This window comes from Enterobacter sichuanensis, assembly GCF_002939185.1.
Taxonomy (GTDB): domain Bacteria; phylum Pseudomonadota; class Gammaproteobacteria; order Enterobacterales; family Enterobacteriaceae; genus Enterobacter; species Enterobacter sichuanensis.
On the sequence record NZ_POVL01000023.1, the window covers coordinates 44,955 to 70,898 of the forward strand.

Annotated in this window: 23 protein-coding genes and 1 pseudogene; 19 read left to right on the plus strand and 5 right to left on the minus strand. The window is 55.9% G+C overall.

What is annotated here, in order from left to right; genetic code table 11:
• Window positions 1-11 precede the first annotated feature (11 nt).
• Window positions 12-968: an AraC family transcriptional regulator gene (locus C5687_RS12170; protein ID WP_104557009.1), complete on the minus strand. Its 957-nt coding sequence runs from the start codon at window positions 966-968 to the stop codon at window positions 12-14.
• Window positions 969-1,083: 115 nt separating this feature from the next.
• On the opposite strand from C5687_RS12170, the gene C5687_RS12175 reads away from it, so the two are divergent.
• Entirely contained in the window at window positions 1,084-2,271 is a 1,188-nt protein-coding gene (locus C5687_RS12175; RefSeq protein ID WP_104557010.1) for an MFS transporter, read from the plus strand.
• Between the two features lie 41 nt (window positions 2,272-2,312).
• Here the strand turns inward: C5687_RS12175 and gap are convergent, their stop codons facing one another.
• Together gap and C5687_RS12185 are read right to left on the minus strand one after the other, a co-directional pair.
• Complete coding sequence (gene gap, locus C5687_RS12180; protein WP_025756858.1) at window positions 2,313-3,323, minus strand: type I glyceraldehyde-3-phosphate dehydrogenase; 1,011 nt, start codon at window positions 3,321-3,323, stop codon at window positions 2,313-2,315.
• Between the two features lie 78 nt (window positions 3,324-3,401).
• A pseudogene (locus C5687_RS12185) lies at window positions 3,402-4,380 on the minus strand (GlxA family transcriptional regulator).
• Between the two features lie 148 nt (window positions 4,381-4,528).
• Between C5687_RS12185 and C5687_RS12190 the strand changes: the two are divergent.
• A complete protein-coding gene (locus C5687_RS12190) occupies window positions 4,529-5,500 on the plus strand; it encodes a fatty acid desaturase (protein ID WP_104557011.1) in 972 nt (323 codons plus the stop codon).
• Window positions 5,493-6,251: a phosphate/phosphite/phosphonate ABC transporter substrate-binding protein gene (locus C5687_RS12195; RefSeq protein WP_104557012.1), complete on the plus strand. Its 759-nt coding sequence runs from the start codon at window positions 5,493-5,495 to the stop codon at window positions 6,249-6,251. The genes C5687_RS12190 and C5687_RS12195 overlap by 8 nt, the downstream gene beginning before the upstream one ends.
• On the opposite strand, the gene C5687_RS12200 is transcribed toward C5687_RS12195, so the two are convergent.
• The gene (locus tag C5687_RS12200) at window positions 6,230-7,126 is read right to left on the minus strand and encodes a LysR family transcriptional regulator (RefSeq protein ID WP_104557013.1); all 897 of its coding nucleotides are present in this window, start codon (window positions 7,124-7,126) and stop codon (window positions 6,230-6,232) included. The genes C5687_RS12195 and C5687_RS12200 overlap by 22 nt on opposite strands.
• 22 nt (window positions 7,127-7,148) lie before the next feature.
• Entirely contained in the window at window positions 7,149-9,437 is a 2,289-nt protein-coding gene (locus C5687_RS12205) for an FdhF/YdeP family oxidoreductase (RefSeq protein WP_104557014.1), read from the minus strand.
• Window positions 9,438-10,438: 1,001 nt separating this feature from the next.
• Between C5687_RS12205 and C5687_RS12210 the strand changes: the two genes are divergently transcribed.
• From C5687_RS12210 to C5687_RS25065, 16 genes are all read left to right on the plus strand, one after another.
• The gene (locus C5687_RS12210; protein WP_025756852.1) at window positions 10,439-10,933 is read left to right on the plus strand and encodes a hypothetical protein; all 495 of its coding nucleotides are present in this window, start codon (window positions 10,439-10,441) and stop codon (window positions 10,931-10,933) included.
• A gap of 21 nt (window positions 10,934-10,954) precedes the next feature.
• On the plus strand, window positions 10,955-11,458 hold the full coding sequence (gene tssJ, locus C5687_RS12215) for a type VI secretion system lipoprotein TssJ (RefSeq protein WP_047958915.1): 504 nt from the start codon (window positions 10,955-10,957) through the stop codon (window positions 11,456-11,458).
• A 28-nt stretch (window positions 11,459-11,486) separates the two neighbouring features.
• A complete protein-coding gene (gene tssK / locus C5687_RS12220) occupies window positions 11,487-12,830 on the plus strand; it encodes a type VI secretion system baseplate subunit TssK (RefSeq protein ID WP_047958914.1) in 1,344 nt (447 codons plus the stop codon).
• Between the two features lie 17 nt (window positions 12,831-12,847).
• The gene (locus tag C5687_RS12225) at window positions 12,848-14,086 is read left to right on the plus strand and encodes a DotU family type VI secretion system protein (protein WP_104557015.1); all 1,239 of its coding nucleotides are present in this window, start codon (window positions 12,848-12,850) and stop codon (window positions 14,084-14,086) included.
• A gap of 2 nt (window positions 14,087-14,088) precedes the next feature.
• Window positions 14,089-17,709, plus strand: coding sequence for a type VI secretion system membrane subunit TssM (tssM, locus tag C5687_RS12230; RefSeq protein ID WP_088244256.1), 3,621 nt, complete (start codon window positions 14,089-14,091; stop codon window positions 17,707-17,709).
• A gap of 16 nt (window positions 17,710-17,725) precedes the next feature.
• Entirely contained in the window at window positions 17,726-18,442 is a 717-nt protein-coding gene (tagF, locus tag C5687_RS12235; RefSeq protein WP_025756847.1) for a type VI secretion system-associated protein TagF, read from the plus strand.
• An 11-nt stretch (window positions 18,443-18,453) separates the two neighbouring features.
• Window positions 18,454-19,470: a type VI secretion system protein TssA gene (tssA, locus tag C5687_RS12240; RefSeq protein WP_094919229.1), complete on the plus strand. Its 1,017-nt coding sequence runs from the start codon at window positions 18,454-18,456 to the stop codon at window positions 19,468-19,470.
• A gap of 75 nt (window positions 19,471-19,545) precedes the next feature.
• On the plus strand, window positions 19,546-20,070 hold the full coding sequence (gene tssB, locus C5687_RS12245) for a type VI secretion system contractile sheath small subunit (RefSeq protein WP_008502644.1): 525 nt from the start codon (window positions 19,546-19,548) through the stop codon (window positions 20,068-20,070).
• Window positions 20,071-20,073: 3 nt separating this feature from the next.
• Window positions 20,074-21,573 (plus strand): type VI secretion system contractile sheath large subunit, encoded by a 1,500-nt coding sequence (gene tssC, locus C5687_RS12250; protein ID WP_047958910.1) that lies wholly within the window; start codon window positions 20,074-20,076, stop codon window positions 21,571-21,573.
• Between the two features lie 341 nt (window positions 21,574-21,914).
• Complete coding sequence (locus tag C5687_RS12260; protein WP_104557016.1) at window positions 21,915-22,346, plus strand: Rap1a/Tai family immunity protein; 432 nt, start codon at window positions 21,915-21,917, stop codon at window positions 22,344-22,346.
• A gap of 101 nt (window positions 22,347-22,447) precedes the next feature.
• Window positions 22,448-22,837, plus strand: a complete 390-nt coding sequence (locus C5687_RS12265) for a T6SS amidase immunity protein Tai4 family protein (RefSeq protein WP_104557020.1) — start codon at window positions 22,448-22,450, stop codon at window positions 22,835-22,837.
• A gap of 180 nt (window positions 22,838-23,017) precedes the next feature.
• Window positions 23,018-23,500, plus strand: coding sequence for an Hcp family type VI secretion system effector (locus C5687_RS12270; RefSeq protein ID WP_008502640.1), 483 nt, complete (start codon window positions 23,018-23,020; stop codon window positions 23,498-23,500).
• A gap of 58 nt (window positions 23,501-23,558) precedes the next feature.
• Window positions 23,559-24,050 carry a type VI secretion system amidase effector protein Tae4 gene (locus C5687_RS12275; RefSeq protein WP_104557017.1) on the plus strand — a complete coding sequence of 164 codons (492 nt, stop codon included), beginning with the start codon at window positions 23,559-23,561 and terminating at the stop codon, window positions 24,048-24,050.
• Entirely contained in the window at window positions 24,047-24,400 is a 354-nt protein-coding gene (locus C5687_RS12280) for a T6SS amidase immunity protein Tai4 family protein (protein ID WP_045285508.1), read from the plus strand. Before C5687_RS12275 ends, C5687_RS12280 begins: the two co-directional genes overlap by 4 nt.
• A gap of 697 nt (window positions 24,401-25,097) precedes the next feature.
• Complete coding sequence (locus C5687_RS12290; protein ID WP_104557019.1) at window positions 25,098-25,496, plus strand: hypothetical protein; 399 nt, start codon at window positions 25,098-25,100, stop codon at window positions 25,494-25,496.
• Between the two features lie 93 nt (window positions 25,497-25,589).
• Window positions 25,590-25,944, plus strand: a 355-nt coding sequence (locus C5687_RS25065; RefSeq protein ID WP_238380475.1) for a hypothetical protein, incomplete at its 3' end; no start/stop codon positions are given.

A 25,944-nucleotide genomic window follows, 5' to 3' on the forward strand; every position in this document is an offset into this window, starting at 1 on the left:
CCGTACGCCGGTCAGGCCTCTTCCGGGGTCTGGCTGGCTTCCCGCAGTATCCCCGGCGCATGGCCGATAATCCGCTTAAACGCCCGGCTGAACGCCGCGAGCGATCCATACCCCAGCCGCAGCGCCACCGTTTCAATAGGCTGGTTCTCATGGCGAATATACTGAATGGCCAGCCGCATTCTCAGCTCGCTGAGATATCTGGCCGGCGTGGTTCCCGTCGCCGCCAGAAAGCGTTCTGCAAACACGGAGCGGGAGGTGCCGGCTTCTTTCGCCAGATCCGCCACGCTCCAGTTCAGCCCCGGCTGCTGGTGCATGGCGTAGATCGCCCGGCTCAGACGCGGGTCGCGCAGGACCTGCACCCAGCCGGTGGCTTTCCCACAGCCGCCTTCCACCCAGCCGCGCACGATTAATGCCGCCACCACGTCAGCCAGGCGCGCGAGGATCCCGGCGAAACCGGCCTGACGCGTCAGGGATTCACGCTCCATCGCCGCCAGCAGCGGGTGGATCTCCGGCCACGTGGACATCAGCCGGCTGACCATCATCACCTCCGGCATCGCTTTGATCAGCGGCTGCATCCCGCCCAGTTCAAAATCCATACAGCCGCTAAAGATGATGGTGTTATCGCTGTCCGGACACGGCTCGCAGGTGATCGCGCAAACTGAGCTGCAGATGGGCTCGCTGGGAAACGCGGTGACCGGGGTGAGGGTGGCCTGTTCGTCCGACAGCAGGGCGTGTGCGTCGCCATTCGGAATAAAGAGGGCATCACCGCTGCTTAAGGTAAACGTTGCGCCACTCTCCATACGCAGCAGGGCGCTGCCGCGGCTGACGAAATGAAACTGCGCTCGGCCGGGGGCCTGGTGGAACGCCACTCCGAACGGCGCGCTGGCTTCAATGCGACGATATTTCACGCCCGACAAGCGCATGCCGTGCAAAAGTTCGCTGATCAGATCGGGGGACTGAGCGGTCATGGCAAAACTCCGGACGAATAATCAATAAGTGGAGATTATATGTCATAGATCGTCCACGGTGAACCCTCTATGCTTTTGCGACAGTTGTCACATTTTCATAACGGGAGATCAACAGATGAGTTCATGTGTCGCGGCGAGAGAGGCTGTTGCGCCTGCAAAACCCGCCTGGCGGGCCGTCTATTCACTGGGGCTGGGCGTGTTTGGTTTGATCACGGCAGAATTTCTGCCCGCCAGTTTGTTAACGCCAATGGCCGCAAGCCTGGGCGTCACCGAGGGGATGGCCGGGCAGGCGGTAACCGCCACCGCGCTGGTGGCGCTGGTCACCGGGTTGCTGATTACTCCGGCGACCAAGAGTATCGACCGCCGCTGGGTGCTGATGTTTTTCTCGGTGCTGCAAATTATCTCCAGTCTGCTGGTGGCCTTTGCGCCCACGCTGCACGTCCTGCTGATGGGACGCCTGCTGCTGGGAATTGCCATCGGGGGATTCTGGGCGATGTCGACGGCCACGACGATGCGTCTGGTTCCTGCCGATAAAGTGCCGAAGGCGCTGGCGGTGATCTTCTCCAGCGTATCGATTGCCACGGTGGTCGCGGCGCCGCTGGGCAGCTATCTTGGCAGCCTGATTGGCTGGCGCAACGTGTTTATTCTCTGCATTCTGCCGAGCATGCTGGCGCTGCTGTGGCAGCTGTGGGTGCTGCCCTCCATGAAACCTGAGAGCAGCGGCAGTCTTGGGACGCTGTTCCGTGTGCTGCGTCGTCCGGGGATGATCGGCGGCATGCTGGCGACCATCCTGATCTTCAGCGGCCACTTTGCCTTCTTTACCTACCTGCGTCCGTTCCTGGAAACGGTTGGTCAGGTGGGCGTGGAGAGTATCTCGCTGATCCTGCTGGGCTTTGGTATCGCCAACTTTTTGGGGACGTCGGTTGCCGGGCATCTGCTGTCACGCAATCTGCATCTGACGCTCGCTTTGGTGCCATTCGCCATGGGCGTACTGGCGCTGACCATGGTGGCGTTTGGTCATCTGGCCATGCTGGACGGCTTACTGGTTGCGCTGTGGGGCTTTGCCTTTGGTCTGGTTCCGGTGGGCTGGTCAACCTGGCTTGCTACCACCGTACCGGATGAAGCCGAAAGTGCAGGGGGGCTGCTGGTCGCCTCAATCCAGCTGGCGATAAGCGCCGGTGCGGCCGGTGGCGGGGCGGTGTTTGATCTCAACGGTGCCACAGGCGTCTTCGCCGGCAGCGGTTTCCTGCTGGTGACGGCGATGGTGATTGTATTTATGGGCGTGAAGGTTAAGGCGGAGTGATGAATTTGCCGGGTGAGCGTTAACGCCACCCGGCTCAAGACTCACAACCCTTTCTTATCCATCCACACCGCCAGATCCACCAGACGGTTTGAGAATCCCCATTCGTTGTCATACCACGCGAGGATTTTCACCATATTCCCGCCAATCACCAGCGTGGAAAGCCCGTCAATAATTGAGGAGCGCGGATCACCCTGGTAATCACTGGAGACCAGCGGTTCATCGCTGTACCCCAGAATACCTTTCAGCGGGCCACTGGCGGCCGCGTGGCGGAAGGCCTCATTTACCTCTTCGACGGTCACGTTACGGCTCAGCGTCACCGTTAAGTCGACAATCGACACCACTGGAACCGGCACGCGCAGGGAATACCCGGTCAGCTTACCGTCCAGGGAGGGGATCACTTTCCCCAGCGCTTTCGCCGCGCCGCTGGAATAAGGCACAATCGACAGCGCCGCCGCGCGCGCGCCGCGCAGATCCTTCTCTGGCTGGTCGTGCAGCGCCTGGCTGTTGGTGTAGGCATGCGTCGTGTTCATCAGGCCATGCTCAATCCCGAACTGCTGATGCAGCACCTGAGCCGCCGGTGCCAGACCGTTGGTGGTGCAACTCCCGTTACTCACCACAACGTGCCGGGCGGGATCGTACTGGTCATGATTGACGCCCATAACAATCGTCAGGTCGTCGTTCTTTCCGGGGGCGGAGATAATGACGCGTTTTGCGCCACCGTGGGTGATATGTACCGCCGCTTTTTCCCGTTCCGTAAAGAAGCCGGTGGCCTCAATCACCACGTCCACGCCGACATCACGCCACGGGATATTCGCCGGATCGCGTTCGCTGAATACGGTGATCCGCTGTCCGTCGACCTGCAGCGCGCCGTCGGCCGCTTCAACGGGAGCGGGCAGTTTCCCCAGCAGGGAGTCATGTTTCAGCAGATGGGCGAGGGTCTTGCTGTCCGTCAGATCGTTAATAGCCACAATCTGCAGATCCGGGTTGCCCAGCGCCGCGCGCAGGAAATTACGTCCGATACGGCCGAAACCGTTAATACCGACCTTAACCATGGTGCACTCCTTATCTCTGTTGTCTGGAGTCACTGTAGGCCTCAGGCGGGATGGCGTAAACGACAAAAAAGGATCAGATTACGCCATTTTCCGGCAGTGAAATCGCTGGCGATACTCGCCCGGGGTGAGGTGGAGCTGTTTCTCGAACACGCGCCGCAAATTGATACTGGTGCCAAACCCGCTTTGCTCAGCAATGCGCTCAAGGGGATCGCTGGTCTGCTCAAGCAGCTGGCGGGCCGCGGCCAGACGCGCTTCGGTCACGTAGCGGGCAGGCGAGACGCCCGTCTCACGGGTAAATACGCGGGTGAAATTGCGCGGGCTCATCGCCGCTTTTTCAGCCAGAGTTTCCACACAGGTCGGCGGTGAGGTTCTGCAGCATCCAGGCCTGCAGCTCGCTTATCGGACCCGATGTGCCGGGCTGCTGCAGGTTGTAGCGACTGAACTGCAGCTGCCCTCCGGGGCGGCGCAGATACATCACCATATCCTGCGCCACGTCGCGGGCGAGGGTAAATCCGTAGTCGTCTTCCACCAGCGCCAGGGTCAGATCAAACCCGGAACTCACGCCGCCGGAGGTCCAGATGGGACCGTCCTGAATATACAGCGGGCCGCCTTCGACCCGGATTGACGGGTACTGAGCCTGCATGGTCTCCAGCAGCCGCCAGTGGGTGGTCGCGCGACGACCGTCCAGCAAGCCGCTCTGGGCCAGCAGCATCGCACCGCCGCAAATGGAGGCGATCCGCCGCGCATGGGGGGCGGCGAGATGCAGCCAGTCCACCACGGCGAGGCTCTCCTGCTCGTTCACCCCGCGACCGGTAATGATGATGGTATCCAGCGGCTCACGGGGATCCAGGTCCGGCAGGCGATAGTCCGCCAGCAGATTGAGGCCGGACTGGCCGTGGATCACCTGGTGCGGTTGGGTGGTCGCAATGATGATGCGATAGCAGGGCTTCGCCAGTCCTTCCGGGTGCAGCCGGTTGGCCTGCATCAGAATGTCGGCGATACCGGCGGCTTCAAACAGCATGCCGCCGTCAGGAACAATAATCAGGATCTTCTTCATGTCCTGAAAAGTACCTTTATTACAAAATAAGTCAAGTGCGCCCGCACTTCACGTTTCTGGCAAAGCAAAGCGATTTAAGTTGTTTGTGATTTCAGATGTTATCCCCGATCGTCAGGGCACTGTCTCTGGCGAAACGGCGTCTGAAGGAATGGGTAAACGAAGCTCCCTCTATTTACATCCGCAACAACGCAATCAAATCCACCATCTCGCATCGGGATTTCTGTGGCGAAGCGAACTGCCCACCTGGCTGTTGATCGTGACGATTTATGCGGGCTGGTTTGCCACGCTGGCGTTCTGGCAAACGCTCGGCCTGCTGCCCGCCACGCTGCTGCTGACAGGGTTTACCGCCTGGTACATGTCCCTGCAGCATGAACTGATCCACGGACACCCCACGCGTTTTGCCTGGCTTAACCAGCTGTTTGGCACGCTCCCGCTGGCGGTGTGGTATCCGTATGGCCTGTACCGGGATTCTCATCTGGCCCACCACCGGCACGATAGCCTGACCCATCCGGTGGATGATCCGGAGTCGTACTATTTTACCAAGGAGAGCTGGGCGCGCTTTTCCCCCTGGCAGAAGCATGCGATCCGCGCCCGAAACACCTTTGCCGGACGGCTGCTGCTGGCGCCGCTGCTGGATATTCTGCAGACGCTGGGCAGCGCCGTCGCGGCGTTTCGTTATCTACAGCTTCGGGCGATGACGATGTGGCTGGTTCACATCACGCTGCTGGCGGCACTCTTCGCCTGGATGACGCACGTCGGTTTTTCCCCCGTCTGGTTTGTGCTGGCGGTCAGTTATCCGGCGCTGGCGCTGACCAAGGTCCGATCGTTTTACGAACACCGTGCGGCCGATGACCCGTTCGCGCGCTCCGTCATCAACGAGGCCGGGCTGTTCTGGCGGATGCTGTTTTTAAATCTCAACTACCATTCAGTACACCATGATTTACCTGGCGTCCCCTGGTACGCGCTGAAGCGTATCTACCAGCAGAACCGGGAGGCGTACCGGGAGCGAAACCACGGTTTTCTCGTCAGGGGCTATGGCGAATGGTTACGTCAGTTCTGGGCCGCGCCCGTCGATGTCACCGTTCATCCCGGAGCTCAACAAGGGGAGAAGTATGAGTAACCTGCTGGCGTTTCCCATGTACGCGGTAGATCGCGCTGACACCCGCGCGCTCAGGCGGACGGTAAAAGGTTTGCTGGCCGCGCGCGGTGTGCCCGTCGAGGGTGACCCGGACTGGCCGGAGTCTGAACTGCTGACGCACTGGCAACAGCCCGGGCTTATTCTCAGCCAGACCTGTGGTTATCCGCTGGTCACGCGGCTCCCTGACGTGCAGGTGGTTGGCTGTTTTCACTACACGGCACCCGGTTGTGAAGGGTATCAGTACCGCAGCGTGCTGGCGGTGCGTGCGGAGGATCGGCATCTCTCGCTGGCTGATTTTCGCGGACGCCGGGCGGTCTGTAATTCGGCCGACTCGCAGTCCGGCTATCATGCGCTGCGAAAAAAAGTGGCTCCCCTGGTGAAGGACGGCCCGTTTTTCGCGCAAACGTCCTTTAGCGGCAGCCATCGCCAGTCGCTGATTGAGGTCAAACGCGGGGCAGGGGATATCGCGGCCATCGACTGCGTTACCTGGGCATTGCTCCAGCATCACGAGCCGGAACGGCTTGCGGGGCTGGCGGTCATTGACCGCACCCCCCTGACGCCTGGGTTGCCGCTCATCACCTCGCATCACACCTCGCCTGAAACCCTGAACGCCATTCGCGATGCGCTCCACGCGCTGGTGAGTTCACCAGCACACCGGGCCGTTTGCGACGCGGTGTTGATCGGCGGTTTTAGCGTGGTGACGCGTCAGGCTTACGCCGTACTGTCCGACTGAAAAATCCCCTGCGCGTCGTTAAAGCAGCGCAGCGCCAGCGAGGAGACGGGTTTCTGTCGGCGCATAATCAGGCCGACAGGGGCCTCGATATCCGCGTCGGCAATCGGGACTATCCTGAAATGGCTGTTCAACTCTTCCAGCCCGTTGTTCAGCGGCATCACGGCACAGCACACGCCGCTCTGAACCGCCTGAATGATCTGGTACGTGGAGTCGCTTTCAAACACCGACGTCGGTTCGATGCCGGCAGACTGGAAGCTGGCCTCCATATGCGCCCGGTAGTGCATCCCCTTCGTCAGAAACCCCAGCGGAAACGCCGTCAGATCGGGCCAGGTCAGTCTCTCCTGGCTTAACCGGAAATGGCGGGTGTCGTGCAGCAGGCCCATCTTCGTTTTGGGCAACTGGATAATGTCGAACAGGCTGGTGTCGATGCTGTTCAGGTAGCAAATCCCCAGTTCGAGCTGGTTGCGGCTGACGCCATCGGCAATCTGCGCCGAGGACATGGAATAGAGGCTGTAGGTCAGCTCCGGGTATTTTTGCGTCAGCAGGCGAATGAAGATCATCGGATCCACGCTCGCCAGCGGCACCATCCCCAGGCGTAATTCACCCACCACCTGGCCTTTGCACAGCGACGCTTCCGCCTGTAACCCGTCGTGCGCCGCCAGCAGCGCGCGAGCCCACGCGAGAATGCGTTCCCCCTCCGGCGTAAACCCTTCAAAGCGCTGTCCGCGCACAATCAGCACCAGCCCCAGCTCCTCCTCCAGGTTGCGGATACGCATGGAGAGGGTCGGCTGGGTGATGTTGCACTGGGCGGCCGCTTTACCAAAGTGCCGGGTCTCGTCGAGTGCGATTAAATATTTTAACTGTTTAATATCCATCTTTTTCTCTGCGCGAACGGCGTTACAGCATGCGGATCTCTTTTGAGCGCAGGGTGATGCGAACCGGAACCGATTTATAAGACGGCGTACCGCTGTCCTTGTCCAGATAATTGAGCGGGACCAGTACGTTGGCCTCCGGGTAGTAGGCGCCGACAGAGCCCGGGGCGATGCTGTACGCCACCACGGTGATGTCTTCCAGACGCTGCACGCTGCCGGGCAGGGCGGTTTCGATATCCACCCGGTCGCCGTGTTCCAGCCCTGATTGCGCCATATCATCCTCGTTCATAAACAGCACGTCGCGGCGACCAAACACGCCACGATAGCGGTCGTCGAGGGCGTAAATGGTGGTGTTGTACTGGTCGTGACTGCGCAGGGTGATCAGGCGCAGAACGTGCTCACCCTCACCGCTGGCGTTCTCGTGAACACCGTCGAATACCGAGAACATCGCTTTTCCCGTCGCCGTTGGCCAGATACGTTGCGTTGGCGGCAGCGGCATCCGAAAACCGCCGGGAACGCGGATCCGCGCGTTATAGTGCTCAAAGCCTGGAATGGTCTGCTCGATCAGATCGCGGATGCGGTCGTAATCCTCAACCAGCGTCATCCAGTCCACGCGCGTGGCCGGCAGGGTCGCTTTCGCCATACCGGCGACGATAGCCGGTTCAGACCGGAGCAACGGTGAGGCGGGTTTCAGCTTGCCGGAAGAGGCATGCACCATCGACATCGAGTCTTCAACGGTGATGGACTGACGGCCGGTTGCCTGCATATCCAGCTCGGTACGACCCAGACAAGGCAGGATAAACGTCTCTTTACCCACCAGCAGATGCGTACGGTTCAGCTTGGTGCCGATGTGGACGCTCAGATCCAGAGTGCCCATCGCCGGAAAACCGCGTTCATGGTCGGGCATCGCCACCGCAAAATTACCGCCGAGGCAGATAAGCGCTTTTGCCCTGCCGTCGATCATCGCCTGCGTCGCCTGCACCGCGTCATGCCCATGGTGAGATGGCGGCTCAAAACCGAACACCTCCTTCAGACGGTTCAGGAAGGCCGGTGTGGGCTTCTCGCTAATCCCGACGGTGCGGTTTCCCTGCACGTTTGAATGGCCGCGCAGCGGGCATATTCCCGCGCCGGGTTTGCCAATATTGCCGCGCAGCAGCAGCACGTCAGCGATCAGGCGGACATTGGCCGTCCCTTTATTGTGCTGGGTAATCCCCATCCCGTAGGTAATGATGGTGGCATTCGATTTCGCATAGGCCCCGGCGACCTTTTTGAGCGCTGCCTGGCTCAGACCCGACTCGCGCTCAATATCCTCCCAGCGGGTTTGTGCGATATCCGCGGCAAACGCCTCAAAGCCCTGGGTGTGTTCCGCAATAAAGGCATGGTCGAGCACGCCGCCGCGTTCGGCCTCCATTTCCAGCAGATGTTTGGCAAGACCTTTCAGCGCGGCGGCATCGCCCCCGGCCTTCACCTGGAAATAGGTTGAAGCGATATCCGTGGAGCCGTAGGTCGCCATTTCAATCACGCTCTGCGGATCCGCAAAACGTTCCAGCGCGCGCTCGCGTAACGGGTTAAAAACGATGATTGGCACATTGCGCCGGGACAGCTCATGAAGGGTGCCCATCATGCGCGGATGGTTGGTGCCGGGGTTATGGCCGATGGAGATCACCAGTTCAGTCTTGTCGAAATCGTCCAGCGAGACGGTGCCTTTGCCGATGCCAATCGAACGTGGCAAACCGACGCTGGTGGCTTCATGACACATATTCGAGCAGTCGGGGAAGTTATTGGTGCCGTATTCCCGGGCAAACAGCTGGAACAGATACGCCGCTTCGTTCGACGCCCGTCCGGAGGTATAGAACTCAACCTGGTCCGGGTCGAGCCCGCGCATCACCTCGCCAATGCGTTGAAACGCCTCGTCCCATTCCACAGGCCTGAAGGTGTCGCTTTCCCTGTCATAGCGCAGGGGATGCGTCAGCCGACCGTATCCTTCCAGTTCAAAGTCCGATTTTGCCAGCAGCGAGGTGACGCTGTTTTCGGCCAGAAACGCCGGGGTCACGCGTTTGGTGGTCGCTTCCCAGGTCACTGCTTTGGCACCGTTCTCACAAAACTGGAACGTTGATTTGTGTTCTTTATCAGGCCACGCGCAGCCCGGGCAGTCAAAACCGTCAGGTTGATTGGTGCGCAGCAGCGTCGCCGGGGCATCAAAGGTATCCATTTGGGTACGTACCGCGATGGCAGTGGCCTTCAACGCGCCCCAGCCTCCGGCAGGACCCGCATAATGTCTGATACCGGGTACAGAGCGTCTTTTCTTGTTCATACCAACTCCTGATCTGTTCAGTCTTACAACGGCGGCATCACGAAAACCACTGAAATGGCAATAAGTAACAGCAATGACGCCCGGCTCACGCAGGTGAGGCGGCACTGCAAAATGACTTATCTAAAATGTTATTTAATTCAGTGGATTATCTGACGTGTTGCTTAAAGATTTAAAGAAATTATAACGAAATTTTATCATTTTAATAATAAATCTTATCTATCAAGCGGTAGGTGCGATAAATGGCAACGAGCACGGCGGATGTAGCATCATTAAAATTTCGAATGAAACAGATGAGGGTAGGGAAAAGCCATTCATCACGCCCGGCCTGGGATGAAGCGCATTTTTCACTGGAGATAAAGCCGGAAAGGTTTACTCGGGCTTAATGATTAATGGATATAATTTATGTCTAAGTGGTGAATTATCACAACATGAAATATAACTTATTTTGAGCTGTGAAATTAACGCCGCGCAGCATAAAGGAAATGTCTGAATGGCGATCGCGAATGGCGTTAAATATTAAAGATGCCCTGTTAGTGCAACAAATAATTCATCGTCGATATATTTTTCTGACATCACGAATACGGGAATTCTACTAATTATGGTAGTGGCGATAATAGCCGTATTGGGTTAATGAAACTGGTTCTCTTTTGGTGTTTTTCCTTTTTAAAACAGTGTATTAGAATGAGCGTTGGTGGGGAAATAAGCGCATGTAAGACATTTCACGCCATTTGATCAGATTAATCCTATAATTTTCCGACTGCTTCATTAACCACCACTTCCGTGGCGGTAAATATTGAATTGATGCGAAGCTCATGTAAACTTGTTTACCGTTTGTCAAAATATGTCAGGAAGACACAGGGCCTTATTCTGAAGGGCTCGTGCGGTAGCTATGCCCGTAAACCAGTAACGCCCCGAAATTATCCTGGCTATTTTAACAATAGCACTTAAGTCAAACTCCATCCCCTTTTCTCCATCATCGAAATATCGCTACGGAAAAGCATATGAAAATGCGCGTACTGTTTTCACTTCTGTTTGTAATGGCGGTGGCGGGCTGTAAAGCGCCGCAGAAACCTGTGATCAATGACGATACGATCGAGACCAGCCAGGTCAACGGCGTGACCTTAACCCACCGTCATGCGGTGACGCCGCCGACGGAGTTCACGCCGGTCAACGCACCGTATCGTGCCATGTATCCGGCCTCCCTGATGAGCCGTCCTGACTTTGGCGGCAAGGTTATCCGCACGCTCGATACCGGAAAAACGTACGTGGTGCTGGGGCAGGTTGAACACTACTGGATGGCGCTTGCCGATGAAGGTAACGATCAGCTGATTGGTTACGTCCCGATGCGTGCCGTGATTAAAGCCGATCAGTATGAAGCTGCCGTGCGTAAACAGGCCATTCGTCCTAAGGTGCGTAAAAAAGCGACCTGTGTTGATGTCGATGGTAACAGCAAAGCCTGCAAAGACAGCGCTAACGGTACCTGGATCCTGAACTAACGGCGTCATGAGCGCATTTTTATGAATAATAAAAATTTTCATACGCTGTGGTTACTCTTTTACGCGGTGGTTTTCGCCCTTGTCAGTGGTTGTACGTCGTCTTCACACAGCGACCCTTCCCGCTACAATCTGCAGTTTCAGGCCCATCCACAAATCAATGAATCTGCGCCGCTTAAGGTTCGGGTGTTGTTGCTGAAATCCGATGCGGATTTTATGTCCAGCGACTTCTACTCCCTGCAAAACAACGCGTCAGCCACGCTTGGCGCGAATTTGCTGAACAGCGATGTTTTCTTCCTGATGCCGGGACAACTGTCTAAAACCCTCAGCGGGCAAAGCTCTCCGGAGGCCCGCTACATCGGTGTGATGGCGGAATATCAGATGCTGGATGGCAAAAAATGGCGCGTTTCACTCCCTCTGCCTGTGCCTGGCGAAAATCATATCTACCAGTTCTGGAAATGGTCCGCAGATGAGCTTCAGGCCAACGTCTTTCTCGACGTGAACGGCATTCGGGTCATCAGCCAGTAACGCGCTTCATAACAGGAAACACATCATCATGACCAAAGCAGAAAAGGTCGTCTGGACCGAAGGCATGTTCCTGCGTCCACACCATTTTCAGCGGACTGAAAGTTATCTGCTCAACCATGTTCGTGAATGGGGTGCGCTGCAGCGTTCTTATCTGTGGGGCTTTCTCGACGTTGAACTGGATGAAGCGATGCTTCGCCAGGGATGCATTGCCCTGAGCTACTGCAGCGGGTTGTTGCCGGACGGCACCTTCTTCCAGGTGCGTAACGGGCGCAACGGTCCTGTGCCGCTGAAAATTCCTGACAACCTCACCAATGAAAAGGTGGTGCTCGCGCTGCCGGTTCGTCGTGGCGAGAAAGAAGAGGTGATTTTTAGCGAAGAGCCAGCCTCACTGGCGCGCTTTATCGCGTTCGAGCAAGAGGTGGAAGACGATAACGCCATGTCGGTGGGGGATGCCACCGTCCAGTTTGGCCGCCTGCGTCTGACCCTGATGCTGGAAAAAGATCTCACCGCTGAATGGACCGCCATCGGCGTGGCGTTTGTGGCTGAGAAACGTAACGACAACCACGTGCGGCTCGATAACAGCTACATCCCGCCGATGCTGAACGCCAACAACAGCCCGCAGATCTACAGCATGATTAACGATCTGCACGGCTTGCTGGTGCAGCGCAGCCAGCAGATTGGCGGTCGTCTGCGCCAGCCCGGCCGCTTCAACACCTCTGAAATGATCGAGTTTACGCTGCTGTCGCTGGTTAACCGTCATCTGGGTGAGGTGTCTCATTTAAAAACCCTCCCGCTGGTGCACCCGGAAACGCTGTGGCGCAGCTGGCTGCCGTTTGCCACCGAGCTCACCACCTGGACTTCGCAACGCACCGCGGAAAGCGTGCTGCCGATTTACGATCATGACGATCTGGCAAACTGCTTCAGCAAACTGATGCTGATGCTGCGTCAGGGACTGTCGCTGGTGATGGAAGACCACGCGATCCAGCTGCCGCTTAACGAGCGCTCTCATGGCCTGAACATCGCCACGGTGCCTGAAACCAGCATGGTGCGTGAGTTTGGCTTCGTGCTGGCGGTAAAAGCCAACGTGCCAGGCGAACACCTGCAAACCCATTTCCCGGCCCAGATGAAGATCGCACCAGTCTCAAAAATCCGCGATCTGGTCCAGCTGCAGCTGCCGGGCATAATGCTGCGCGCCATGCCGGTCGCGCCGCCGCAGATCCCGTGGCATGCCGGCTACAGCTACTTCGAGCTCGAGAAGGGCAGCGAGCTGTGGCACGAGATGGATAAGTCCGGCGCATTCGCCCTGCATCTTGCAGGGGAGTTCCCGGGGCTGGATATGGAGTTTTGGGCCATCCGTAGCCCGACAGAATAATAAAGCGAGCGCTTAATATGCAGGAACGACAGGACACCGGCAGTGATGCCGCGTTTACCGGAGCCAGTAGCAACAATCAGCTGGTGGCGGCCGCCAACCCGCTGCTTAATGCGATCCCGCAGATCCGTCATTCGGTGTCGCATGACGATCAGGTGGCGTTGCGCCAGCGTCTGATCGATGAGATTCGCCGTTTCGAAGTCCGCTGCCAGCAGGCGGGGCTGCCCTACGAAGTGATCGTCGGGGCGCGTTACTGCCTGTGCACAGCGCTCGATGAGGCCGCCGCGCTTACCCCCTGGGGCAGCAGCGGCGTCTGGTCAAGCAATGGGCTGCTGGTGACGTTCCATAACGAAACGTGGGGCGGCGAGAAGTTCTTCCAACTGCTGGCGCGCCTGTCGCAAAACCCGCGCGAGCATATCCTGCTGCTGGAGATGATCAACTACTGTCTGCTGCTTGGCTTCGAAGGACGTTACCGGGTGCTGGACAATGGCCGCACCCAGCTTGACACCATCAAGCAGCGTCTGTGGCAGATGATCCGCGGCGTGCGCGGCAGCTACCCGCCGCCGCTCTCGCCCCATCCGGAAGATCGCCCGGTGCTGCGTAAACTGTGGCGGCCGATGGTGCCCCTGTGGGCCTGCGTGGCGCTGGCCGGGTTTATCGCCTGCCTGTTCTACATCATTCTCAACTGGCGTCTTGGCGACAACACCAACCCGGTGCTGGCGAAGATTTACCAGTCCCAGCTGCCGGAAACCACCATCCAGCAACCGGCACGCCAGATGCCCGCGGTGCTCAATCTGCGTGGTTTCCTGAAGCCGGAAATCGAGGCGGGTCTGGTGGCGGTGAAGGACGAAGCGGACCGCAGCGTCGTTATCCTGAAGGGTGATGGTCTGTTTGCCTCCGCCTCGACCGTCGTGCGCGACCGCTATGAACCGGTCATCAACCGCATTGCACAGGCGATGAATAACGTCAGCGGCAAAATTCTGGTGGTGGGCTACAGCGACAACGTGCCGATTCGCAGCGCGCGCTTTGCCTCTAACTATGAACTTTCTCTGGAACGTGCCCGCTCGGTACAAAAAATGCTGCAGGGAAGCCTCTCTCAGCCTGCCCGCGTGAAAGCGGAAGGGCGGGGCGAGATTAACCCGGTAGCGCCGAACACGACGCCAGAAAACCGTGCCCGTAACCGCCGTGTGGAAATTACTCTGCTGGTGTCGCCTGAAAATACGCAGGCTGAGCTGAACGGATTGCCGCAAGGAAACTAAGGATGCTGACTACACTTCTTTCCATTTTGACCAACCGCATTCTGTGGAGCTTCCTCGGCGTAACGGCGCTTGCGGCGGTGATCTGGATGATTGGTCCCCTGTTGTCCATCGTGGACACCCGACCGCTTGAATCTGAGCAGAACCGTATTATCAGCATCGCCGTGGTCTATCTGCTCTGGGCGCAGGGCCACATTCTGCCGCGGCTGTACAATGCCTGGCTGAACCGCAAGCTGATGGACAAGCTCAATGAGAACACCACCAGCCCGGAAGCGGCGGATCCGCAGAAACGGCTGAACAACGAGGAGCAGATCCTCGCCAGCCGCTTTGATGAAGCCGCGCAGATGCTGAAAAAAGCGCACTTCAGCAAAGCGGGACAGGGTGCCCAGTGGACGCAGCGCTTCAGCACGCAATATCTCTATCAGCTGCCGTGGTACGTCATTATCGGCGCGCCAGGTTCGGGGAAAACCACGGCGCTGGTGAATTCCGGCCTGCAGTTCCCGCTGGCCGACCGGTTCGGTAAGACCGCGCTGCGGGGCATTGGCGGTACGCGTAACTGCGACTGGTGGTTCACCAACGAGGCGGTACTGCTGGACACGGCGGGTCGCTACACCACGCAGGAGAGTGAGCAGGTGCAGGACGCCGGCGAATGGCTGCAGTTCATGGGGCTACTGCGCAAGTATCGCCGCCGCCAGCCGATCAACGGCGTCATCATTACCATCAGCATTTCTGACCTGCTCACCCAGTCTGCCGAGGCGTCCCGTCAGCAGGCGGTGAACCTGCGTCAGCGTCTGTCTGAACTGCATGAACAGCTGGGCATTCGCTTCCCGGTCTACGTGATGGTAACCAAGGCCGACCTGCTTAAAGGCTTCCGCGCCTGGTTTGCCGACTACGACAAAGCGCAGCGCGACCAGATCTGGGGCTTTACCCTGCCATGGGAGCAGACTAAACACGCCGATTTCGACCTGATGGGCAACTTCCACCAGGAGTTTTCGCTTTTACAGCAGCGCCTGGATGCCGGGCTGCCGGAAACCATGCTCAAAGAGCATGACGCTAAAACCCGTGCCGAAGCGTATCTCTTCCCGCAGGAGTTCGCTGCCCTGCGTCCGCTGCTGGCGGATTACCTGAGCACGGTCTTCGCCCGCTCCAACTTTGAAACCGAGTTCTCCCCACGCGGGATTTACTTCGCCAGCGGTACTCAGGAAGGGATGCCGTTCGACCGGGTGATGGGCGAACTGAACCGTGCGCTGTCGCTGCCGGAAGGGGATGAGTCAGCACACTGGGATTCGGTCAGCAAAGAAGCGCCTATTCCGGGCGCAAAAGGCCAGAGTTTCTTCATTAAAAACCTGCTGCAAAACGTCATTTTCCAGGAAGCCGGCATCGCCGGTGAAAACCGCTGGTGGGAACTGCGCAACCGGGCGGTGATCTGGTCTGGCTACGCGGCGCTGCTGGCCCTGCTGGTGATCCTGGGTGGCCTGTGGCTGACCAGCTATGCCAAAAACAAGGCTTATCTGGACGAGGTGGATGCGAAAGTACCCCTACTGGACCAGCAGAGCAAAGCGTTGCAGAACCAGCCTCAGCGCGATCTGTTCGATTTGCTGCCGCTGCTGAACGGGCTGGTAGATCTGCCGAAAAGCGACGCCTTTGACGTCAACGACCCGCCGGTCTCCCGCCGTATGGGGCTTTACCGTGGGGATGACGTCAGCGACGCCGCCCAGTCGCTGTACCAGAAAGCGCTGGATCAGATGCTGTTGCCTGCCGTCGCCATGCACATCACCACCTGGCTTCGTAACGACAACGGCAGCGATGTGGAATACAGCTATGAAGCGCTGAAGGCTTATCAGATGCTCTACCAGCCGAAGCACTATGACGGTAAATTCCTGCACTCGTGGGTGATGCTCAACCTGCAGCGTAACCTGCCGCAGAACGTGACGAAGGCGCAGCTGCAGCAGCTTGAATGGCACCTGACGCAGCTGCTGGAGCCGAAAATTCAGGCCTCCCCGTACGCGCAGGACGAGTCCCTGGTGGCGCGCGAAAGAGCGATGATCAACCAGCAGCCGCTTTCCACGCGCGTGTACGGTCGTCTCAAGCGCCTGCTGGAGCATGATGAAAACCTTAAACCGGTCTCCCTTTCCGACCTGGGCGGACCGCAGAGCGAGCTGGTCTTTTCCCGCAAAAGCGGTAAGCCGGTGAGTGAAGGTGTGCCGGGCCTCTATACGCCGGACGGCTACTGGAAAAGCTTTAACAGCCAGATTGACAGCGTCACCACGGCACTGCACGAGGACGACGCCTGGGTGCTGGGGGCCAGCACCGCGCAGGAGGATAAACAGCAGATCGATAACGCCGTGCGCCAGCTCTACATGCGCGACTTTATCGCTAACTGGGATAGCTTTCTTGCCGACATTCAGCTGAATAACAGCGCCGATCTTTCCCAGCGCATCAACACCGCGCGCCTGCTCTCGGGCGCAAACTCGCCGCTGCGCCGTCTGGTGCAGAACCTGAGCCAGGTACTGACGCTGTCGCGTAATGCACCGACGCCGGAAGAGGCGGGTAAAGCACAGGAGCAAAGCAACCGGGCGACCCGCACCCTGGAAGCGCTGTTCAGCAATAATGACAATGCCCCGACGCAGGCTGCGGTGGTTACCCAGGCGCCGGAGCAGCTGGTGACCGACCACTATGCGCCGATGATTGAGCTGGCCCAGCCGCTGGAGAAGGGCGGGAAAACCATCGTCTTTGATGATTTTCTCAAGCAGGTGGATGAGCTGTATCGTTACCTGACCGCCGTACAGGACGCCGCCAACAGCGGCATGCCGGCCCCGGGTGGCGAGGCGATAAGCCGCCTGCAGGCCAGCGCCGGTCGTCTGCCGGGCGGGCTGCAAACCATGTTCAGCAATATGGCGGTAGGCGCCAGCAGCGACACTCAGCGCCGTGACCTGGAAAACGTGCGTAAGCGAATCAGCGTTGAGGTGGGTGGTTTCTGCCGTCAGGCCATTGCCGGTCGCTACCCGCTGGTGCGCAGCGCCAGCACCGAGGTGACCCCTGACGATCTGGCGCGCATGTTTGCGCCGGGCACCGGACTGATGGACGCCTTCTTCCGCGACAACCTGACCAACAAGGTAGACACCACCCAGGCGAACTGGCGCTTTATGCCGGGCATCGACGGTAAAACGCTGCCGGGCAGCGAAGGGCTGCTGAGACCGTTCCAGCAGGCCCAGTCTATTCGCGATGCCTTCTTTGCTAACGGGGCAACCACGCCGTCCTTCAAGGTGACGGTACGCACCGTGCGAATGGATAACACCATTCTGAACCTGACCCTGGACGTTGACGGCCAGCTGCTGCGCTACAGCCATGGCCCGCAGGCCGTGCAGATCATGAACTGGCCGGGGCCGGGCGGTACCAACCAGGTGCGTATGCAGCTGGGCCTGGCGAACGGCAGCACGGCAACGCTGGTGACCAACGGCGCCTGGGCACTGAACCGCTTCTTCGATAAAGCGAGCACCAGCCCGGGGGCGGGGAGCCTGAGCCGTCAGGCCACCTTCAACGTTGACGGACATCAGGTTACGCTGGAGTTTGCGCCAAACAGCATTCGCAACCCGTTCCAGCTTCCTCGTTTCTCATGCCCATAACCGCAAGGACAGCCGTATGACGAATACCCCTGCGATGAACCGCTACAGCTGGTATGGCAAATTACCCAGCGCCGGAGATTTTTTGCAGCGCCGCTTTCCTGACACCTTACAGCGCCAGTGGTCGCACTGGTTTCAGGTCGGTCTGCTGGCCTGGCAACAGGAAGAGCAGCGCAGCGGCGAGCGCCAGTTTCACAAAGCCCCGGTCTGGAATTTTGTTGTACCGCCGATGCTGGGCAGCCAGATGATCCAGATGGGCTGTCTGCTGCCCGGCCGCGACAGCGTTGGCCGCCAGTACCCGGTGTGCCTGCAGCTGAGCTTCGCCCCGTCTGAATGGTCGACCAGCCTGCTCAGCCAGGCTGAGAGCTGGTACCAGCAGATTGGGCGCCTGGGTCTGCACGCGGTGCGCAACAGTTTTTCCGCCTCGCAGCTGGATGAAATGCTGATGACCATTCCGGCGCCGCAGCCCGTCGAGCCGCAAAAGCGTTCCGACATCCTTGACGTGATCGGTTATGACGAGGATGGTCAGAACACCCTGGGCTGGCCACAGGCGGCAGAATGTTTTGATCCCCTTCGGCAGACCAGCTACTGGTGGACCAACCGCTGCGACGGTTACCCGCTGTACACCCACGTTCACAGCGGTAACTTTACCGGGCAGCTTTTCACCCTGCTGTTCGATCCGGCAGGGGGGGCCCGCCCGGGCCGTCACGGTCTCTATCCGCCCATGTTTGAATAAGCAGGGATCTTATGAATATCGAAGAATTTCTCGCGCCAATAAGCCCCGACAAGCCCTGCGGCGAAAACCTGGAGTACGACGCTGATTTTCAGAGCATGAACCAGGCAAGCCTCGGGAAAGCGGAACAGCAGTTTGGCGACACCATTATCCCGGCAGAGCCAGCGGACTGGAACACGGTGGAAAAATTCGCCACCAGCCTGCTGACCCGCACCAAAGATCTTCGCGTGCTGCTGGCGTTAACCCATGCCTGGACACGCCGTCGCGGGCTGGCCGGCTACGCAGACGGATTACTGCTGGTGCAGGAGGCGATCACCCGTTACTGGGAGCCGCTCTATCCGCTGCTGGAAGAGTATGGCGAAACCGATCCGTTTTACCGCATTAACGCCCTGGCGGGGCTGAGCGACAAGTCTGAACTCACCGTCGCGGTGCGAAACGCCTCGCTGCTGCGTTCAAACGGCGATGAAATTTCGCTACGTGATGCCCAGGCGCTGCTGGACGGCAGTAAGACGGAGTGTCCGGACTATCCCGGTGGCCGTCCAAGGCTGATTGACGAGCTCTCCCGCGGCGACCAGCCAGGAACCGCAGCGGTTATCGTCATTAACGAACGGCTGCTGGCGATCCGCGAGCTGCTCACCGGCTATCTCGGCGAGAGCGGAGTGCCGGAGATGGAGCAGTTGCTGAAAACCGTGGGGCTGGTGGCCAGCGCCTGTCAGGTGACCGACATCAGCAAGCTGCTGCCAAACCGTGAGGCGCAGGCTGAACAGCCCGCCGCCTCGCAGCCGATGGCCGCGCAGCCTGTCCAGCAGGTCACCGACTGGCGCAGCGTGCAGGTCACCAGCCGCGCCGATGCCCAGCTGATGCTGGAAAAAGCGAAGCAGTATTTTGCACAGTACGAACCGAGCCACCCCGCACCGCTGATGATTGAACGGGTGCAGCGGCTGTCAGAACTTAACTTTATGGACATTATTCGCGACCTGGCGCCAGACGGCGTTAACCAACTGGAAAACATCTTTGGACGCCGCGAATAACGCGTCCAGGCATTATGACGACAGGCATGGAGCCTGCCGTTTCACCTTCACCGCGCATCTTTGATGGAGAACATCATGGCAATGAGTAACAGTGGGCAGAAATTCATCGCACGTAACCGTGCCCCCCGCGTGCAGATCGAGTACGACGTAGAGATCTACGGTGCAGAACGTAAAATTCAGCTGCCGTTCGTGATGGGCGTTATGGCCGATCTGGTCGGCAAACCGGTGGAAAACCTGCCGGCCGTGGATGAGCGCAAATTCCTCGAAATTGACATCGATAACTTTGACGAACGCATGAAGGCGCTGAAGCCGCGCGTGGCGTTCCAGGTGGACAACACCCTGACCGGCGAAGGTAAGCTCAACGTCGATCTGACCTTCGACAGCATGGACGACTTCCTGCCGGATGCGGTGGCCCGCAAGGTCGAGCCGCTGAACAAGCTGCTGGAAGCGCGTACTCAACTCTCCAACCTGCTGACCTATATGGACGGCAAAAACGGTGCGGAAGAGCTGATCGCTAAAATTCTGCAGGATCCGACACTGCTCAAATCCCTGAGCCAGTTGCCGAAAAATGACGAAAGCGCGAAAGGTAGCGAGGAATAATCGATGAGCAACCAGACTCAACAACATGAGCAGCAGACGGGTCAGGCGTTCAGCCAGGATGAATTCAGCGCGCTGCTGAACAAAGAGTTCCGCCCGAAAACCGACCAGGCGCGTTCCGCCGTAGAAAGCGCGGTCAAAACCCTGGCGCAACAGGCGCTGGAAAATACCGTCACCTTCTCAAACGATACTTACCGCACCATTCAGAACCTGATTGCGGGTATCGATGAGCAGCTGTCACAGCAGGTAAACCAGATTATTCACCACGAAGAGTTTCAGAAGCTGGAGAGCGCCTGGCGCGGTCTGAGCTACCTGGTGAACAACACTGAAACCGACGAGATGCTGAAGATCCGCTTTATGAGCATCTCCAAGCAGGAGCTGGGCCGTACCCTGAAACGCTACAAAGGCGTAGGCTGGGACCAGAGCCCAATCTTCAAGAAAATCTACGAGCAGGAGTACGGTCAGTTTGGTGGTGAGCCGTTTGGCTGCATCGTCGGCGACTACTACTTCGACCACAGCCCGCAGGACGTTGAACTGCTGGGTGAAATGGCGCGCATCGGTTCGGCGGCCCACTGTCCGTTCATCACCGGTACCGCACCGGGCGTGATGCAGATGGAGTCCTGGCAGGAGCTGGCCAACCCGCGCGATCTGACCAAAATCTTCCAGAACACCGAGTACGCCGCCTGGCGTTCACTGCGTGAATCTGAAGATGCCCGCTATCTGGGCCTGGTGATGCCGCGCTTCCTGTCGCGCCTGCCATACGGGATTCGCACTAACCCGGTCGACAGCTTTGACTTTGAAGAGCAGACCGACGGCGCGAACCACAACAGCTACGCGTGGGCGAACGCCGCGTATGCCATGGCGGCCAACATCAACCGCTCCTTCAAAGAGTACGGCTGGTGCACCTCGATTCGCGGCGTGGAGTCCGGCGGGGCGGTGGAAAACCTGCCGTGCCACACCTTCCCGAGCGACGACGGCGGCGTGGACATGAAATGTCCAACCGAGATCGCCATCAGCGACCGTCGTGAAGCCGAGCTGGCGAAAAACGGCTTTATGCCGCTGGTTCACCGCAAAAACTCCGACTTCGCTGCCTTCATCGGCGCGCAGTCTCTGCAAAAACCGGCGGAGTACCATGACCCGGATGCAACCGCTAACGCGCGCCTGGCGTCTCGTCTGCCATACCTGTTCGCCTGCTGCCGTTTTGCTCACTACCTGAAATGCATCGTGCGTGACAAAATCGGCTCCTTCCGCGAGCGCGAGGAGATGGAACGCTGGCTGAACGACTGGGTAATGAACTACGTGGACGGTGACCCGGCGAACTCCTCCCAGGAAACCAAATCCCGCAAACCGCTGGCGGCTGCGGAAGTGCAGGTGCAGGAGATTGAAGACAACCCGGGCTACTACGCCGCGAAGTTCTTCCTGCGTCCACACTACCAGCTGGAGGGGCTGACTGTGTCCCTGCGTCTGGTGTCAAAACTGCCGTCGCTGAAGACGAAAGACGCGTGATAATGAGTGCCGGCCCTGGAGGGCCGGCAACATTTAGGTGAATACGAGATAGCTAATGAATTTGACTGTGAAAGCGTTAATACGAAAATTCATCAGCTATTTAACCGTTTATATATTGCTAATAATTTCGTTCATGCTGTTTGTGACGGTATCCGGCTACTATCTGTTTATCTTTGACTGGCCGGAAGATGTCCCGCGAATCGCAATGCATGGATTCTTATGTGCTGGACTTAATGCATTAGCGACAGGAATATACGTTGTCGCAGAGAAATGGAAAGAGAAACGTTAGGAACTCACGCTGGCTTATATTTTATATAGATAGTCCACTACGCGATCTTACTATGAATAAAATAACCCTGTTGACTATCGCTATGCTGTTCATCGCCCCTCTGGCTGAGGCACAAACGGAAAATTATCCTTGTCCTGACGCAACAGCATTACCGCAGGATGATACGTCAAATTTGCTTCGCGATCCGGGCTTATTAACGGGGTACGATTTGAATCTCAGTGCCGCGCGCTTCGCCAGTGCCTGGCTTTCAAAAACGAATGAACGTGAGCGCATTAAAGCGGATATGTATCTGTTAGGCGTGGTGGATGCATCAGAGGGGAAGGCATGGTGTAAAGGTCATCCCATTTTGCCCAATACGATTTATGAGTTTCTTTATTCTCGCTTTGCTCATTTATCTGAGCAGGAGGGCAAACGGCGGGCTTCCGAAATCATTACTGATGGAATGGGAGAATTAAGCCCCTGTCAGCATCGGACTGGTTTATAGAACGATCCATTGTTGAACCGGCTGGAATTGGATGGCTGATGCGCTGTGGGACCTATGGCAAAGGATATAAGGTGAAACATTTCTGTTTTTTCCTCGCGTTTATGACTTTTTATGTGTGTGCCGAAAATAACTATCCTGATTTTTATCAGAAGCAAACATACCGGCAGGTTTTAAAAGATTTAGTTCTGGCGCGCTGTCTTGCACAAGTGGCAGATAAAGGCAGCCAGTTTTCTGTTGATGCGGCCCGAAGTGCGAGTGCATTCATTGAGTGGATACCTTTTGATGCCGAAAATGGTACTGATAAAGTGAACGCACTTATTGGGAAATATAAAAATCAAGTTAATGGTTTTCATTCAGAGCGAAAACCCGATGTCAAAGGCGTAACCTTAAACTGTTTACGTCTTTATCATAGCGACGAACTGAACAAACTGGTTCCGCAAGTCATTATTGGCGATCCTGATCGTACCTGGATTCAGGATAACCCGCAGTAGTAAAAGACTTCACATTCTTTCCGTTCATTCAGGGGGAATGTAAGACTGTCAAATGACACGGGTCATTTGATATGAGGCAGAGGTAAAATATGGACGGTTTTATTCAGCCCCATGCTTTCCTGTTTGCCATATAAGTGCTTTTTCGAAAGCAATATTGTTCATCCACGAAGAGTAGATATTATGGCTATTGATATGTTTCTGAAGGTCGAGGGTGTTACTGGCGAATCTAAAGATTCTAACCACACCGGCTGGACTGATATTACCTCCTTCTCCTGGGGCGCTTCCCAGCCAGGTAATATGAGCGTTGGCGGTGGCGGCGGTGCCGGTAAAGTTAACTTTAACGATTTGCACGTTAACGCCCTGATCGACAAATCCACCACAGCAATCCTGAAACACTGCGCCAGCGGTAAACACCTGACCAAAGTTGAGCTGTCCGTCTGTAAAGCCGGTGGCCAGCAGGTGGAATACTCCCGCATCACCCTGGAAGATGTGCTGGTCACGTCTGTTCAGTACACCGGTGCAGACAACGGCGATACCGTTGGTGTGACCTATGCATTCCAGGCTGCGAAAGTGAAACAGCAGTACTGGGAGCAGACCACGTCTGGTGGTAAAGGTGCTGAAAGCAGCGCTGGCTGGAACATCAAAGAGAACAAAGAAGCCTAATAATAGTGGGCCCGAAAGGGCTCACTTTACCCTAAGCTTCTTATCAAGGAGAAACAAGATGTCTCACATGCGTCCTGCTTTTGGTGCCGCCTGGAACCGATTCAGAGAAGTGAACGTAAACGTAGTACAGGTTGGCAAGTTATTGGGTGGGAAAGTTCAGCATAATATTGATGCCGGTATTTTTAAAAATGCCTGCCCCATTCGTATGAGCTACGTTTTAAATTATTGTGGTATTCGGATTCCATCTAATAGTAAATATGCAACAGTGACCGGGAACGACAAAAAGCGATATATGTTCCGTGTCAAAGATATGATTGCATTTCTACCCACAGTACTGGGCAGTGCAGATATGTCAGTCTCTTCACCAACTCCTGCACAATTTGCAGGCAAGCAGGGCATTATCATCTTTACCGGACATGGCTGGTATGATGCAACCGGACATGTAACACTCTGGAATGGAAATATTTGCTCTGATGATTGTCATTTTCTTGGCTCTCCTGGCAATGGTTCATTTATTCCGACCAACGCAACATTCTGGAGCCTGAAATGAAACGTTTATTGCTGATTGTATTGGCCTTAAATACTTCTGCTGTTTATGCTCAAACACTTCCTGATGTGAGTGTTTTTTCTCAGCAACAAATTTTTGAAAACTGGGTGCAAAATCGATGCATCGGCAAGATTGCAGAGAGTAAAAGCCTGAAGGATGATGCAGAGGCCAGTGCCACTGCATGGCTCGAAGCAAGCGATCTGCCTGCTGAGAATTTTGAAAAAGCTGACAAGATGATTATTTCTTTGCTGAAAGAGAAAGTAGGCGGTACTGCACCGGGTCATTATCAGGTATTGAAATGTAGCTTAATCGCCAAAAGCGACGCGATTCGTCTGCTCAATGTCCAAAAATAGCGTTTCACAGATATTACCAGGATATTTGACTGCACCATATCGCGTTTTCAAGTCACCACTCGTAATGATGCTCAAGACGAGTGCAGATTCGTCAGTCTCGGTAGTAAATTATGGTGTATATGGACTGTTTACTATTGTTTCTTATTGTGGTCTTGTTTCTGATTGTTGTAATCATGGACCTATTCAGCTCTCGTTTTTTTAAAAAGCACGACAATGATTATAATCAGCTACTTTCAGACTACCGGCGCAAAGGATATGATCTGGATCTTGTGACAAACTACGCTTCATTTTTTGGTTCACTGGCTAATTACCAAAAAATAATCTGGTTTGTACGCCTTTATAAAGGCGTCAGAATGAAGTTTACCCATGAAAGGTTTGTGCAGGAAGAAGCTTATAAATACGTACAGTCATTACCGGACGAAAGAATTGGCTGGATGCTAAAGTTACATCGTCGTTATAAAATACAGGCGTTAATATTCACTCTGTGGCTGATTGTTGGATTATATTTTATAACCTTCATTAAATAGTTTTTGTATTCACTTTCTCAACGGATAACAATCATTAGGTGTCCCGACTGCCGGGGCTGGAGCGCTTGTTTACGGATTAATCATAGATGCTGCTGGCGCTGCTGGAGGTACGAAAGTAGATGGGTTTGTTGGCGAGAAGATCGGTATCTTAATATTCAGTGGAGAAAGAGATGATTGCTAATGATATTTTCTCCATTTTTGTGATGTCTCTTTTTGCTCTGTTCTTAATCCTGATGGTTACTTTTTATATTGATTATCGAAAGCACTCGGGTGAAGTTTCGGAAATATATAATGCATTAACGCAAGCCAGATTATTAAGGAAGGAAGATTATCAAGTTTGGGAAGGCTTGGGGTTCTGGGGTTTCGGTTTCCGTATCACAATTTTATCAAGGTTATTACGGGGAAAAAGTGTTAAGCTAACCGACTCTCGAAGACTTCAATCTCATGCATGTCATGATGTTTTGTCCGGCTTTGAACTCTCCTGGGTTTATTCATATGACAAGAAAATAAAATTCACGGCTGCTGTTTTTATACTGCTTTTAGTCATGGCAAGTGTTGGTAGTGTATAAACGTTTATTACTATGTGAATTTTTTTGTGTTAATCATGCCGGCGTAATTAAGTCATGTAATTTATTTTTTTTTCGGGGTAGGTGTACGAATCAATGCGCCTGATACTGCTTTCTTGTGTATTTTTAAGTTTGTTTGTTTCTTTGGTTTTATACGTTTATTTTTATCGGAAACACTCTCAGGAACTTTCAAAAGCATTTCATCTTCTGAATAGTAAACAATACTTAGATATAAATGATTATCTTTTCTATGAGCAGCTTGGATTACCTGGGTTTGCGCATCGCGTATTCTTAATGAGAAAAATAATGGCGTGCAAGCCGCTAAACTCAGGTAGCAGAAGGCAAATCTCTCCTGAAGCAGGAAGATTTATACTTTCAATATACCGTTTTCCCTGGATTACAACGCTCCATAAATTAACGGTTTTTGTCGTGTTTTTAATGTTATTGTTAA